The organism is Paenarthrobacter sp. AT5, from assembly GCF_032764245.1.
Taxonomy (GTDB): domain Bacteria; phylum Actinomycetota; class Actinomycetes; order Actinomycetales; family Micrococcaceae; genus Arthrobacter; species Arthrobacter ureafaciens.
Genome location: NZ_CP136441.1, coordinates 2,353,618 through 2,366,401, shown reverse-complemented (window position 1 = coordinate 2,366,401; position 12,784 = coordinate 2,353,618). Strand labels below are relative to the sequence as shown.

General features: G+C 63.4%; 13 protein-coding genes. 4 read left to right on the top strand and 9 right to left on the bottom strand.

All coding sequences use genetic code 11. The annotated features are described in order from the left end of the window. Nucleotides 1-14 precede the first annotated feature (14 nt). Nucleotides 15-1,613, bottom strand: a complete 1,599-nt coding sequence (locus RI444_RS10790) for an ABC-F family ATP-binding cassette domain-containing protein (protein ID WP_021470435.1) — start codon at nt 1,611-1,613, stop codon at nt 15-17. Nucleotides 1,614-1,888: 275 nt separating this feature from the next. Here RI444_RS10790 and RI444_RS10785 point away from each other — a divergent pair, with 275 nt between their 5' ends. The 3 genes from RI444_RS10785 to RI444_RS10775 are packed head-to-tail and all read left to right on the top strand — an operon-like array spanning nt 1,889 to nt 3,890. Continuing rightward, nucleotides 1,889-2,524: a biotin transporter BioY gene (locus RI444_RS10785; protein ID WP_207604781.1), complete on the top strand. Its 636-nt coding sequence runs from the start codon at nt 1,889-1,891 to the stop codon at nt 2,522-2,524. Then, nucleotides 2,521-3,243 carry an energy-coupling factor ABC transporter ATP-binding protein gene (locus RI444_RS10780; RefSeq protein ID WP_062096855.1) on the top strand — a complete coding sequence of 241 codons (723 nt, stop codon included), beginning with the start codon at nt 2,521-2,523 and terminating at the stop codon, nt 3,241-3,243. The genes RI444_RS10785 and RI444_RS10780 overlap by 4 nt, the downstream gene beginning before the upstream one ends. Beyond that, on the top strand, nt 3,240-3,890 hold the full coding sequence (locus tag RI444_RS10775) for an energy-coupling factor transporter transmembrane component T family protein (protein WP_062096854.1): 651 nt from the start codon (nt 3,240-3,242) through the stop codon (nt 3,888-3,890). Before RI444_RS10780 ends, RI444_RS10775 begins: the two co-directional genes overlap by 4 nt. On the opposite strand, the gene RI444_RS10770 is transcribed toward RI444_RS10775, so the two are convergent. After that, on the bottom strand, nt 3,887-5,128 hold the full coding sequence (locus RI444_RS10770; RefSeq protein ID WP_021470431.1) for a thiolase family protein: 1,242 nt from the start codon (nt 5,126-5,128) through the stop codon (nt 3,887-3,889). The genes RI444_RS10775 and RI444_RS10770 overlap by 4 nt on opposite strands. After that, nucleotides 5,100-6,491, bottom strand: a complete 1,392-nt coding sequence (locus RI444_RS10765; RefSeq protein ID WP_062096853.1) for a class I adenylate-forming enzyme family protein — start codon at nt 6,489-6,491, stop codon at nt 5,100-5,102. Before RI444_RS10765 ends, RI444_RS10770 begins: the two co-directional genes overlap by 29 nt. 61 nt (nt 6,492-6,552) lie before the next feature. On the opposite strand from RI444_RS10765, the gene RI444_RS10760 reads away from it, so the two are divergent. Beyond that, entirely contained in the window at nt 6,553-7,452 is a 900-nt protein-coding gene (locus RI444_RS10760) for a neutral zinc metallopeptidase (protein WP_021470429.1), read from the top strand. A gap of 78 nt (nt 7,453-7,530) precedes the next feature. On the opposite strand, the gene RI444_RS10755 is transcribed toward RI444_RS10760, so the two are convergent. The 6 genes from RI444_RS10755 to RI444_RS10730 are packed head-to-tail and all read right to left on the bottom strand — an operon-like array spanning nt 7,531 to nt 12,703. Further along, nucleotides 7,531-7,863 carry a metal-sulfur cluster assembly factor gene (locus RI444_RS10755; RefSeq protein ID WP_021470428.1) on the bottom strand — a complete coding sequence of 111 codons (333 nt, stop codon included), beginning with the start codon at nt 7,861-7,863 and terminating at the stop codon, nt 7,531-7,533. 13 nt (nt 7,864-7,876) lie between these two features. Beyond that, on the bottom strand, nt 7,877-8,662 hold the full coding sequence (sufC, locus tag RI444_RS10750) for a Fe-S cluster assembly ATPase SufC (protein WP_021470427.1): 786 nt from the start codon (nt 8,660-8,662) through the stop codon (nt 7,877-7,879). Nucleotides 8,663-8,707: 45 nt separating this feature from the next. Further along, nucleotides 8,708-9,064 carry a non-heme iron oxygenase ferredoxin subunit gene (locus RI444_RS10745; RefSeq protein WP_021470426.1) on the bottom strand — a complete coding sequence of 119 codons (357 nt, stop codon included), beginning with the start codon at nt 9,062-9,064 and terminating at the stop codon, nt 8,708-8,710. Nucleotides 9,065-9,117: 53 nt separating this feature from the next. Then, nucleotides 9,118-10,422 carry a Fe-S cluster assembly protein SufD gene (sufD, locus tag RI444_RS10740; RefSeq protein ID WP_021470425.1) on the bottom strand — a complete coding sequence of 435 codons (1,305 nt, stop codon included), beginning with the start codon at nt 10,420-10,422 and terminating at the stop codon, nt 9,118-9,120. A 2-nt stretch (nt 10,423-10,424) separates the two neighbouring features. Then, nucleotides 10,425-11,900 carry a Fe-S cluster assembly protein SufB gene (gene sufB / locus RI444_RS10735; protein ID WP_021470424.1) on the bottom strand — a complete coding sequence of 492 codons (1,476 nt, stop codon included), beginning with the start codon at nt 11,898-11,900 and terminating at the stop codon, nt 10,425-10,427. After that, complete coding sequence (locus tag RI444_RS10730) at nt 11,900-12,703, bottom strand: helix-turn-helix transcriptional regulator (protein WP_207605923.1); 804 nt, start codon at nt 12,701-12,703, stop codon at nt 11,900-11,902. Before RI444_RS10730 ends, sufB begins: the two co-directional genes overlap by 1 nt. Between the last annotated feature and the right edge of the window lie 81 nt (nt 12,704-12,784).

The window sequence follows — 12,784 nt, the reverse complement described above, 5'->3', positions numbered from 1 at the left end:
CCCGCGGCGCGGGCTTACGCCAGCGTGATCAGATCGAGGTAGTCCTCGTTCCAAAGGTCCTCTACGCCGTCGGGAAGCAGCACAACGCGTTCCGGATTGAGCGCTGCAACGGCTCCTTCGTCGTGGCTGACCATGACGACGGCTCCAGTGTAATTCTTCAGGGCGCCCAGGATTTCCGCGCGGCTGGCGGGGTCGAGGTTGTTGGTGGGCTCATCCAGCAGCAGCACGTTCGCGCTGGAAGCGACGATCGTAGCCAAGGCCAAGCGGGTTTTCTCACCGCCGGAGAGCACTCCGGCAGGCTTGTCGACGTCGTCACCGGAGAAGAGGAAGGAACCCAGGATCCCCCGGACCTCCGCATCCTTCATATCGGGCGCGGAGGAACGCATGTTCTCGAGCACCGTGCGGTCGTGGTCCAGGGTTTCGTGTTCCTGCGCGTAGTAGCCGACCTTGAGCCCGTGGCCCGGGATGATCTCTCCCGTATCCGGTTTGTCCACTCCCGCGAGCATGCGCAGCAGCGTCGTTTTGCCTGCACCGTTGAGGCCCAGGATGACCACCTTGGAGCCCCGGTCGATGGCCAGGTCAACGTCCGTGAAGATTTCCAAAGACCCGTAGGACTTGCTCAGCCCCTCGGCGGTCAGCGGAGTCTTGCCGCAGGGCGAGGGCTCAGGGAAGCGCAGGGCTGCTACGCGGTCCTGCTCGCGCACCGCCTCAAGTCCGCTCAACAGACGCTCGGCACGCTTGGCCATGTTCTGGGCCGCCACGGCTTTGGTGGCCTTCGCGCGCATTTTGTTGGCTTGGTCCAAAAGGACCTGGGCCTTCTTTTCGGCGTTGGCACGCTCGCGCCGGCGGGCGCGCTCGTCAGTTTCGCGCTGCTGGAGATACCGCTTCCAGCCCATGTTGTAGTAGTCGATCTGGGCACGGTTGGCGTCGAGGTGGTAGACCTTGTTTACGGTCGCTTCGAGCAGCTCAACGTCGTGGCTGATGACGATCAAGCCGCCTTGGTGGTTCTTAAGGAAGTCACGCAGCCAGCTGATCGAGTCGGCGTCGAGGTGGTTGGTCGGTTCGTCCAGCAGCAGCGTCTCGGCGGACGAGTAGAGGATGCGGGCGAGTTCCACGCGGCGCCGCTGGCCACCGGAGAGGGTCTTCAGCGGCTGGTTCAGGATGCGCTCAGGCAGTGCAAGGTTTGAGGAGATGGCAGCAGCTTCAGCCTCGGCTGCGTATCCGCCCCCCGCCAGGAACTCAGCTTCAAGCCGGTCGTAACGGTTCATGGCCTTGCGCTGGACGGCGGCGTCCTCGCTGGACATCTCGGCCTGGGCCTTCTTGAGCTTGCCGACGACGGCGTCCAGGCCACGGGCCGACAGGATGCGGTCCCGCGCCAGCTGTTCCATGTCCGGGGTGCGCGGGTCCTGTGGGAGGTAGCCGATTTGCCCGCTCCGGGTGACTTTGCCGCCGGCAGGCAGGCCTTCCCCGGCGAGTACACGGGTGAGAGTAGTCTTGCCGGCACCGTTGCGGCCGACAAGTCCGATTTTGTCCCCTTTGTCCACCCTGAAGTTGACCTGGTCCATCAGCAGGCGTGCGCCGGCACGAAGTTCTAGGTCCTGGACGTTAATCAATTCGGGTGATGCCTTTCAACGGGGAACGCCTGCGGCACCGGACAATCCGGTGGAAGCGGCGGGAACTGCTGTGAGAACAGCCTTATCAAGTCTACCGGCAGGCTGGAGGCCAACAAACACGACGGATATTTCCCGGAACACTGCCCCACTCTCCAAAGAACCGCGGCCGGTCTTTGTGGAGAGGCTCCAAAATGGCCTGCCGCCGCGCTCCGTACCCTCGAAAGAGTGGGCAGTGCCCGCTTAAAACGCACCAACTTTTCCGCAGAGGATCCCCAATGACCCAGACCCATTCCACCAAGGGCCCCGGCGCAGCGGCCCGTCGCCGTTGGAACGCCACCGACCTCGGACTCGTGGCCGTTTTCGCGGCCCTCGTGGCCACCTCCGCCATCGTTCCCGGCATCCCGGTCGGCGCCCTCGGGGTGCCGATCACGCTTGTCACGTTGACGGTGATGCTCAGCGGACTGGTGCTGGGCGCAGGGAGGGGGTTCGCCGCCGTCGGGCTTTATGTCCTGCTGGGACTAGCCGGCCTACCCATCTTCAGCGGCGGACGCAGCGGACTTGGCATCCTGGCAACACCGTCTGCCGGCTATATCATCGCTTTTCCCTTGGCCGCGGCAGCCACCGGGTACTTGACGTCGTTGATCATCCGCAAGACCGTTCGGTTCCGTGCGGCGCTATTCTTTGCAGCCACCATGGCCAGCAGCGTCCTGATCATCCACGCACTGGGGATCGTGGGCATGATGGTTAACGGCAAGCTTGACCTTCCCAAGGCCTTCCTCGCGGACCTTCCGTTCTACCCGGGAGATATCCTGAAGAATGTCCTCGCGGTAATTATCGCGGTGGCACTTCATAAGGCATTTCCTGACGTCCTGGTGCGCCGGGTTAAAAGGGCAGGCTCCACTTCTTCATGAACTCCATCAACTTCAGCAACGTCTCAGTCGCCGTCGCAGTAGATGGCAGCGACGCGCCCAAGACGCTGCTGCAGGATGTAAGCCTCGATCTGCGCGAACGACGGATCGGCGTCATCGGGGCCAACGGCTCCGGGAAGTCCACGCTGCTGCGCCTGGTCAATGGGCTCGTGGAGCCGAGCCAAGGATCAGTTGTGGTCCACGGCCACAACACCGTCCACGACGTCCGCAAGGTCAGGGCAAACGTCGGTTTCGTCTTTACCGATCCCCTCTCCCAACTGGTGATGCCAACAGGCCGCGAGGACGTCGAGTTGTCGCTGAGGCGCAGCATCAAAAACAGGCAGGAGCGGGCTTCCCGCGCAGAGTCCGTTCTGGAACGGTTTGGAATCCTGCACCTGGCGGACCAGAGTATCTACGAACTTTCGGGCGGGGAACGGCAACTGCTCGCGCTGGCAGCCGTGCTGGCGGTCGACCCCGCGGTTCTGGTCCTCGACGAGCCTTCCACGCTGCTGGACCTCAGGAACCGCGAATTGCTGCGCCGCACCATGTCCGGCCTGGAGCAACAAGTCATCATGTCCACGCACGATCTGGACCTCGCCGCCGACATGGACCGCGTGTTGGTGGTCGAAGCCGGGAGGATTGTGTTCGACGGCGGTCCGTCCGCTGCGGTGGCACATTACCGTGCGCTGTGCGCGGCGAGCCTGGAGGGTCCGGGCCGATGAGGGGGCACGGCTTCCTGCTGGCGAACTATGTCCGTGGAGATTCGCTTGTCCACCGCACTCCCCTCTGGGCCAAGTTCCTTGTGGTGGCTGCATGCGGCGCTGCTTCTTTCCTGATCGTCGACTGGCTGGTATCCCTGCTGGTCCTGGCACTTTTGTGCGGGATCTTCCTGCTCACGGGGGCCGGCTTCCGGAGGCTCCTGCGGGCTGTATGGCTGGTAGCGCCGATCCTCCTTGTCATCGGGGCATTCCAGTGGTGGCAATTGGGCGGCCCTACGGCTGCACGCATCGTGCTGAACGTTCTGGTGTGCGTGGTGGCGGCGTCCATCCTGACGGCCACTACCCCGGTCCAGGACCTGTTGGACGGAGTGGTCCGGTTGGCCCGGCCCTTCCAGCGCTGGGGCGCGGATCCGGAACGTTTTGCCCTCACCATCGCCATCATGCTCCGGAGTATCCCGTTCATAGCCGGTGCCTTCAGCGATGTGCGGGATGCGGCGCGTGCACGCGGATTGGAACGAAACCCGAAGGCCCTCATCCTGCCGGTGTTCATTAGCACTGTTGCCTATGCGCGGCAGACGGGCGACGCCTTGGCCGCACGGGGCCTCGGCGAAGCCGACGATTACCCGGAACCGCCTCCGGGCCGGGGCTAGAACCGACGGTACTTCACCAAGGCCGCGGTACCCATGCCCCCGGCGATGCTGATCATCGCAATACCCGTGACTTCCCGCTGCCGAAGTTCGTAGTCCCGCCGCGCCTGCGCCAGCAGCCGGGTTACCAGGACCGCGCCCGAGGCGCCGTAGGCATGCCCCAAGGCCAGTGCTCCCCCATCGAGGTTGGCACGTGCAGCGTCAATGCCCAGATGGTCGAGGCAAGCCAGCGTCTGCGAGGCGAAAGCCTCATTGAATTCGACCAGGTCCAGCTGCTCCGGATTCATGCCGTGGCGTGCCAACAACTGCTCCGCCGCGAAAGCTGCCCCGATGCCGAGCAACTGTGGGTCGACCCCTGAAGTGCCGCTGTCCAGGACAAGCAGCCCGTCCTTCACACCCATGAGGCGGGCCCGTCGCAGGGAGGTGACGACGACGGCGGCCGCTGCGTCAGCGTCGAAGCAGGAGTTCGCGGCCGTGACGGAACCTTCCGGTACAAAAGCTGCCGGGAAGCGCGCCATCAGCGCAGGACGAAGGTTGGGCTTGGGGCCGTCGTCCGCGGTTACTGGCCGGCCGTCGACGTCCAAGGGCACTGTTTCGGCAAGGAAGGTGCCTGCAGCTGCCGAAGCGACTGCCCGCTGGTGGCTTCGGAGGGCAAAGTCGTCCTGCCGGTCGCGGCTGATCGCGAAGTGCCGGGCGACGTTCTCGGCCGCCACGCCCATGTCCGGGTCACCGAAGGTAGGCGGCACGAAGGCGGCCCGCGAGTAGAAGTCCAGTCCGCCGTCGTCATTCCTGTGGGCTCGGGCCGGAGCGGTACTGACGCTCTCCACGCCGCCCGCCAGGTACAGTGGATCGCCGCCGGCGGCCACAAGCCGCGAAGCCAGGGCAATGGCGTCCAAACCGGAACCACACTGCCGGTCCACCGTGATGCCGGGGACGGAGACAGGCAGGCCTGCCTGGAGGGCGGCAAACCGGGCCACATTGCCGCCACCGCCCACCGCGTTGCCCATCATGACGTCGTCCACGTCCGCAGGCTCAGCACCCGTTTGTTCCATCAAGGCTGACAACACGGGCGCCAGCAGATCGGCGGCACGGAGTCTCTTCAAGGCGCCGTTCGCCCTGCATACCGGTGTACGGAGCGCGGCGATGATCACCGGCTGGCGGGAGGGGTCGATGTCCGCTAAGCGGTCGTTCTGCCCCGACGCCCCGGACTGGTCAGTGAAGGGGCTGGATGCGGGCATCATGGTTTTTTATCCAGTCCAACAGGAGCGAACGACTGATCTTTCCCCGATCAGTGATGGGCAGTTCGGAAAGGACGTAGTACTGCAGCGGCCATTTGTCCCTGGCCAGCAGACCGTCAAGTCCGGTACGCAATTGCGTCGCAGTGACGGCGCCATAGGCGGGTACGACGGCGGCAATCACCTTTTGGCCGCGGACGTCATCCGGTGCTCCTGCCGCAACGGCCACCTCAATCCCCGGAACCGACGCCAAGGCAAGTTCGACCTCGTGCGGATAAACGTTCTTCCCGGCCGTGATGATCATGTCCGAACGCCGCCCAAGAATGTGGAGCACGCCGCCTTCAAGGTAGCCCTGGTCCCCAACGGTGTACCACCCGTCCAAGCACCGGAGGGCCTGACCGTCGTCACCCCAGAGGTACCCGTTGCTGACCATTCCGCTGCGGACGCTGATGTTGCCGTGTGCGCCGTCCGGCACGGGCACTCCGTCATCATCCAGGATGCTCAGTTCCACCCCCGGGAACGGGCGCCCGATGCCCGTTCCTCCAACGTCCAGAGGTTGACCCGCTGCCAAGCGGGTTCCGGAAACAAAGCTGAGCTCGGACGCTCCGTAGTACTCGTAGAGCGCTGCGTTTGGTGCCCACCTGCGGGCCGCTTCAAGGGTGCGTGCATCCAGCTTGGAACCTGCGCAGATGATGCTGCGGACGCCGGAGGCATCCACGTCGCCGGCCAGGCCGCGTTCGCTCAGCAAACGCAGCATGGTCGGCGTCACGATCAACCGCGTGATGCCGTCGTGGCTGATCGCGGCGTGGGCATCGCCGACGTCAAAGGATTCAAGGGTGTAGAAGGCCGAGCCGGCGTAGAGACACTCTGACAAGGCATAAAGGTTGAGGCTGGAAGAAAGTGGACCTGCGGCGAGGGTGCGGTCGTCTTGCGTGAGACCGAAGAATTCGATGGAGGCGTCGAAGGAAACGCGCCACGAATGCCTCGAACGGGTGAACGCCTTTGGCACCGAGGTGGTTCCGGACGTGAGTCCGACAAGGAACGTCGATGAAGGATCGCCGTCACACAGCACTCCGCCGGAATCCCGGCCCGATCCCGTGATGCGCGAGGCGACTTCGTCGATCATCGCCGGCGGCCACGACGGATCCAGGACCGCGCACCGGCGCTCCCCCGCCAAAGCCGCAGCGTAACGGGCCACGAACTCCGTGGAATTTCGCTCGGCGAGGACCGTGGTGTCGGACGTGGTGGCGAGCAACCCGGTTGCTGCGTCGCGCAACTCCGACCAGGAGAGCCTGCTGCGCCCGACCACCACGGCAGTGTGGTGGGGGCGGTCATCGGCCCACAGTTGAAGGTTGTTCAGGAAAGGCATCCCCGCAATTTTACGGCAGTGTGCGCCATCGGACACCAATAGTGACGTCTATTCTGACTGTATGAGTTTCAATGACGGCGCACAGCTTGATCCATCGCAGGTAGAAGACAGACGCGGCAGCGGGCTGGGCCGTGGGACCAAGATCGGAGGCGGAATCGGTGGCGGGATCGTAGTACTGCTACTGGCGCTCCTTGGCTTCAATCCCAACATCCTTGGGGACCTGGGTGGCGGCAGCCAGCCGCCGGCCATAGAAAGCGGCAGCGGCGGCGGTGTCAACGAATGCCGGACAGGCGCCGACGCCGACAAGCGCCTGGATTGCCGCATCACGGGAACCGTGAACAGCCTCAACGCTTTCTGGCCTACATACCTCGCCGACTACAACGTCCGGTACTCGCAGCCGGGAACCGTCATCTTCGACCAGGCCACCAACACCGGCTGTGGAGCGGCCACGACTGCCGTTGGCCCCTTCTACTGCCCGGCGGACGTTAAGGCCTACTTCGATCCGGGCTTCTTTGACGAACTGGTCACCCGATTCGGTTCCTCCGGCGGGCCACTGGCCCAGGAGTATGTGGTGGCTCATGAGTTTGGACACCACGTGCAGAACATCCTCGGCAACCTGGACCGCGCCCAGCAGGATCCGCAGGGACCGCAGTCCGGAGCCGTTCGCGTGGAACTCCAAGCCGACTGCTACGCAGGGCTCTGGGTCCGCCACGCCTCCTCGCAGGCGGACCCAGCCACGGGCCAGCCCTTCCTGGATCCCATCACGCAGGAAGACCTGCAGGATGCCCTGTCGGCTGCATCCGCCGTCGGCGATGACCGCATCCAGCAAGCGGCCACGGGCAGGGTCTCACCCGAATCCTGGACCCATGGTTCCAGCGAACAGCGGCAGAAGTGGTTCTACCAGGGCTACTCCACCGGCGACATCAACAAGTGCGACACGTTCGGCGTTGCAGTGCCATAGCGGTTGCCACCACGCAAAATGGCTCCGGGCACAATGCCCGGAGCCATTCTTTGTGTCCGCATTCAGCGGAAAGTTTGATCAGATGTTGAAGCCGAGGGCCCGCATCTGGTCTTTGCCGTCGTCGGTGATCCGCTCGGGACCCCATGGCGGCATCCATACCCAGTTCAGGCGCCAGTCATCGACGATGCCGTCCAAGGACTTGCCCACCTGCTCTTCCAACACGTCGGTCAGCGGGCAGGCCGCCGTCGTCAGTGTCATGTCGATCAGGAGCGCGCCGTCTTCATCGGAGTACTTGAGCCCGTAGAGCAGGCCCAGGTCAACGACGTTGACACCGAGTTCGGGGTCGATGACGTCCTTGAGCGCTTCCTCGACGTCCTCGAGGCTGGTGCGCGCAGCGTTGATTTCGGTCATAAGGTGATCCTAACTAGGCCTGAGCGGCAGGAGCAACAGCGACGCCCGAACCTGCGGCGTAGCGATCGTAACCCTCTTCTTCGAGTCGGTCGGCGAGCTCCGGGCCGCCTTCTTCGACAACCCGGCCGTCAACGAATACGTGGACGAAGTCCGGCTTGATGTAGCGCAGGATGCGGGTGTAGTGGGTGATGAGCAGGGTGCCCATGTTGCCCTGTGCATGGGCGCGGTTCACACCTTCGGAGACAACCTTGAGTGCGTCGACGTCAAGGCCGGAGTCAGTCTCATCCAGGACAGCGAACTTCGGCTTGAAGAGCTCGAGCTGAAGGATCTCGACGCGCTTCTTCTCGCCACCGGAGAAGCCTTCGTTGACGTTGCGCTGGGCGAAGTCGGCGTCGATGCGGAGTTCCTGCATGGCAGCCTTGACATCCTTGGTCCAGGTGCGGAGGGCAGGGGCCTCGCCATCGATGGCGGTCTTGGCGGTGCGCAGGAAGTTCGTCATGGTGACGCCCGGAACCTCAACCGGGTACTGCATCGCCAGGAAGACGCCCGCACGGGCACGCTCGTCGACGCTCATTTCCAGGACGTCTTCGCCGTCGAGGGTGATGCTGCCGCTGGTGACCGTGTAACGCGGGTGGCCTGCGATGGTGGAGGCAAGGGTGGACTTGCCCGAGCCGTTCGGCCCCATGATGGCGTGGGTTTCGCCGGTCCTGATGGTCAGGCTGACGCCCTTCAGGATCTCCTTGGTGCCCTGCTCCGTCTCGATGCTGACGTGCAGGTCCTTGATCTCAAGAGTAGACATGCTCTTCTTTCTTTCCGTTCGTAAGTCTGGAGGTACTCGGCGCGCTCAGTAGTTGTTGACCGGGGCGCCGTTCACAACGTTGGTCACGTCCACGTAGACGTCGTCGCCATCGATGGTGACGGCGAAAACGGGGACGGGGTCGTAGGCAGGCAACTGAAGGGGTTGGCCGCTGCGCAGGTCGAACTGGGAACCGTGGCCCCAACATTCGATGGCGCAGCCCTCGACCTCGCCCTCGGACAATGAGATGTCAGCGTGCGAGCAGGTGTCGCCGACGGCGTGGATTTCGCCCATCGAGTCCTTGACGATGGCTACCGGGTAGTCGTCGATCAGGACACGCAACGCCTGCTTGACCTTGATGTCGTTGGCGTTGCAAACCAGTTCGCCCTTGATGTGATCACTCATGTTTGTTCTGTTGCCTGTCGTGTCGGGAGACGCTAGTTGTCTGACGCAGTGAGTTAGTTGTCTGTCGCAGCGAGTTCGCGCTCAACCGCAGCGGTCAGGCGTTCCTCGATGGCCGGGACCTTGATCTTCTGGATGATTTCGTTGAGGAAGCCGCGGACCACGAGCCTGCGGGCAACATCTTCCGGAATACCGCGCGCCATGAGGTAGAACAGGTGCTCATCATCAAAACGGCCGGTGGCGCTGGCATGGCCCGCACCCTCGATGAGGCCGGTTTCGATCTCGAGGTTCGGCACGGAGTCAGCGCGGCAGCCATCGGTCAGGACCAGGTTCTGGTTCTTCTCGTAGCTGTCAGTGCCCTCGGCGTTCTTCTGGATCAGAACGTCGCCAACCCACACGGTGTGCGCACCTTTGCCCTGGAGAGCGCCCTTGTACAGGACGTTCGACACACAGTTGGGCTGCGCGTGGTCAACAAAGGTGCGGTGCTCCAGGTGCTGTCCTGCATCGGCAAAGTAAAGGCCGAAGAGTTCGGCCTCGCCACCGGGGGCGGCAAAGCGTGCCGTCGGCGTAACCCGGACTAGGTCGCCGCCAAGGCTGACCACGATGTGCTTGAACTTGGCATCGCGGCCGATTTTCGCTTGCTGCGACGACGCGTGAACGGAGTCGTCGTTCCATTCCTGCAGGGAAACGACCGTGAGGTCGGCGCCGTCTTCGACGATGATCTCCACGTTCTCGGACACGACTGCGGAGCCTTCATGGCCCAGGACAAGCACGGCCTTGGAGAACTTCTGCGCAACGACAACCACGTGCTGGGCAGCTGCCTCGGTGCCGGCGCCCGCGAGGGTCACCGTGATCTCCGACTCAAGCGACGTCTCCGAAGGAACCGTGATGACCGTGGCTTCCTTGAAGTTTGCCCAGGCGTTGGCGGAAACCCGGTCTTCCGGAATGCCGGCCAGGCCGATGCGCTGGTCATCGCGGCCCACGGTCTCCACCGTGACACCGGCAGGGGCGGACACAGTGGTGGTGGGAGCTGCGCCGGTCAAGGCCTCAGTGTGGAGGCCGCGCAGGCGGCGAAGCGGCGTGAAGCGCCAGTCTTCTTCCAAGCCGGTCAATGCCTTGAAATCGTTCAGTTCATAAGAGGTCAAACGACCGGCCCGGGAGCTGTCCGGAACGCCGACGCCGCCGCCATGCGAATGGCTCTTGGCCGAAGCGCCCGCGAGCGGACCTGCGGAAGGCTGTTCCGCCGTCGAACCTGACGCGTTGATGGGCGAAAGATTCTCGCCCTCCTCCGTGAAGCCGTCGATAAAGGGCTGGGCTGAAGGCGCGCCGATACGGGCCTTTTCGGTAGTGATATCAGTCATTGTTAACCGACGGATCCTTCCATCTGAAGTTCAATCAAGCGGTTCAGCTCAAGGGCGTATTCCATGGGCAGCTCGCGGGCGATCGGCTCAATGAAGCCGCGCACGATCATGGCCATGGCCTCGTCCTCCGGCATGCCGCGGGACATCAGATAGAACAGCTGCTCTTCGCTGACGCGTGAAACGGTGGCTTCGTGGCCCAGTACGACGTCGTCCTCGCGGATGTCGATGTACGGGTAGGTGTCCGAACGGGAGATCGTGTCCACCAGGAGGGCATCACAGCGGACCGTGTTGGCTGAGTGCTTTGCGCCCTCGCGGACCTGGACCAGGCCGCGGTAGGCAGCACGGCCGCCACCGCGGGCCACCGACTTGGAGATGATGGAGCTCTTGGTGTTCGGCGCGATGTGGACCATCTTGGAGCCGGTGTCCTGGTGCTGCCCCTCACCGGCGAAGGCGATGGACAGGGTTTCGCCCTTGGCGTGCTCGCCAACCAGGTAAACCGCCGGGTACTTCATGGTCACCTTGGAACCGATGTTGCCATCGACCCACTCCATGGTGGCGCCTTCTTCGCAGATGGCGCGCTTGGTGACGAGGTTGTACACGTTGTTGGACCAGTTCTGGATGGTCGTGTAGCGGACGCGGGCGCCCTTCTTCACGATGATCTCCACAACGGCCGAGTGCAGTGAATCCGAGGTGTAGATCGGAGCCGTGCAACCTTCGATGTAGTGCACGTAGGAGTCTTCGTCCGCGATGATCAGCGTACGTTCGAACTGGCCCATGTTCTCCGTGTTGATGCGGAAGTAGGCCTGCAGCGGGATCTCTACGTGGACACCCTTGGGCACGTAAACGAAGGAACCGCCGGACCAGACCGCGGTGTTCAACGAAGCGAACTTGTTGTCACCCACCGGAATGACCGTGCCGAAGTACTCCTGGAAGATTTCCGGGTGCTCCTTCAGTGCGGTATCCGTGTCCAGGAAGATGACGCCCTGGGCTTCCAGGTCCTCACGGATCTGGTGGTAGACAACCTCGGACTCGTACTGGGCGGCCACACCTGAAACGAGGCGGCTGCGCTCAGCTTCGGGGATGCCGAGCTTCTCGTAGGTGTTCCGGATGTCCTCCGGGAGGTCTTCCCACGTTGCAGCCTGCTTCTCCGTGGACCGGACGAAGTACTTGATGTTGTCGAAGTCGATGCCGGAGAGGTCTGCACCCCAGGTAGGCATGGGCTTGCGATCGAAGTACTTCAGGCCCTTCAGGCGCAGGTCGAGCATCCATTCGGGCTCGCTCTTCTTCTCGGAGATGTCACGGACAACCTCCTCGCTCAGGCCACGGCGGGCATTGGCGCCGACGTCGTTCTTGTCGGCCCAGCCGTATTCGTAGTTGCCGATACCGTGCAACTCGGGATTCTTTTCCAGAATCTCCGAGATCACAGTGCCGTCAGCTACTGCCTTCTCTGCTGTTCCTTCAGCTAATTGACCCGTCATCACGGCCTTTCTTGCTGGTTGTTTGATTCCCGGGACGGGCTTCCCGCCGGCACTGCAGTGCCGGGGAGCACTGTGGCCGAGGGGCGCCCGGTAGGTATATGGGTGGTGCAGACGTGACCGCCTTGCGCCAAAGTGGACAGCCGGCGCACGTCGACGCCCACCAAACGGGAAAACACTTTGGTCTCCGTATCGCAGAACACCGGGAATTCGGCAGCCAGTTGCTGGATTGGGCAATGGCCCTGGCACAACTGGACGCTGGAGAATTCGGCGGGCAACGGAGCTTTGGCTTCAATCGAGTGTGCCGACGCTACGTAGCCGTCGCGGCTGAGTGCCTGGGACAGTGCCATGGCGCGCGAGGTGATGTCGTCCCCGGCAGCTTCCACCTCGGGTGCGTAGCGGCTCTCCAGCTCAGCGAAACGTTCTTCCGCATACTCACGGACGGCGTCTGCTCCGGCAATGGCCTCAAGCTTCCGCAGGGCCGAGCTTGCGATGTTCAGGTAATCGTCCCCGAGCTTTGACTGGCCCTGGGAACTGAGGACATAGCGGCGTGCCGGGCGACCGGCGCCGGAGCCTGCCTTCGCTACCCGCTTCACCTCTATGACGCCGTTGCGCTCAAGGTGGTCGAGGTGCCTCCTGACAGCCGCCGGCGTGAAACCGAGTAGATCGCCCAGTTCGGCGGCGCTGACCGGACCGTTTTCGAGCACGGCGCTGAGCACGCGATCGCGCGTGCGATCTTCAGCGTCCGGCAGCGCGGGAGCCGCCATGGGGGCTCCGGCTGGTGCCGCATGCCGCTTTGATGGCATGGAAACGGGGGTGCTCACGGAATACACAACATAATCATGTCGTAATTTGTTTCCGGTCTCTAGTAAGGCGAGACTGACCTC

Bases quoted from the DNA above. Each gene is read 5' to 3' on its own strand.
- RI444_RS10785 (WP_207604781.1), top strand. From the start codon at position 1,889: ATGACCCAGACCCATTCCACCAAGGGCCCCGGCGCAGCGGCCCGTCGC.
- RI444_RS10780 (WP_062096855.1), top strand. From the start codon at position 2,521: ATGAACTCCATCAACTTCAGCAACGTCTCAGTCGCCGTCGCAGTAGAT.
- RI444_RS10775 (WP_062096854.1), top strand. From the start codon at position 3,240: ATGAGGGGGCACGGCTTCCTGCTGGCGAACTATGTCCGTGGAGATTCG.
- RI444_RS10770 (WP_021470431.1), bottom strand. From the start codon at position 5,128: ATGATGCCCGCATCCAGCCCCTTCACTGACCAGTCCGGGGCGTCGGGG.
- RI444_RS10765 (WP_062096853.1), bottom strand. From the start codon at position 6,491: ATGCCTTTCCTGAACAACCTTCAACTGTGGGCCGATGACCGCCCCCAC.
- RI444_RS10760 (WP_021470429.1), top strand. From the start codon at position 6,553: ATGAGTTTCAATGACGGCGCACAGCTTGATCCATCGCAGGTAGAAGAC.
- RI444_RS10755 (WP_021470428.1), bottom strand. From the start codon at position 7,863: ATGACCGAAATCAACGCTGCGCGCACCAGCCTCGAGGACGTCGAGGAA.
- sufC (WP_021470427.1), bottom strand. From the start codon at position 8,662: ATGTCTACTCTTGAGATCAAGGACCTGCACGTCAGCATCGAGACGGAG.
- RI444_RS10745 (WP_021470426.1), bottom strand. From the start codon at position 9,064: ATGAGTGATCACATCAAGGGCGAACTGGTTTGCAACGCCAACGACATC.
- sufD (WP_021470425.1), bottom strand. From the start codon at position 10,422: ATGACTGATATCACTACCGAAAAGGCCCGTATCGGCGCGCCTTCAGCC.
- sufB (WP_021470424.1), bottom strand. From the start codon at position 11,900: ATGACGGGTCAATTAGCTGAAGGAACAGCAGAGAAGGCAGTAGCTGAC.
- RI444_RS10730 (WP_207605923.1), bottom strand. From the start codon at position 12,703: ATGCCATCAAAGCGGCATGCGGCACCAGCCGGAGCCCCCATGGCGGCT.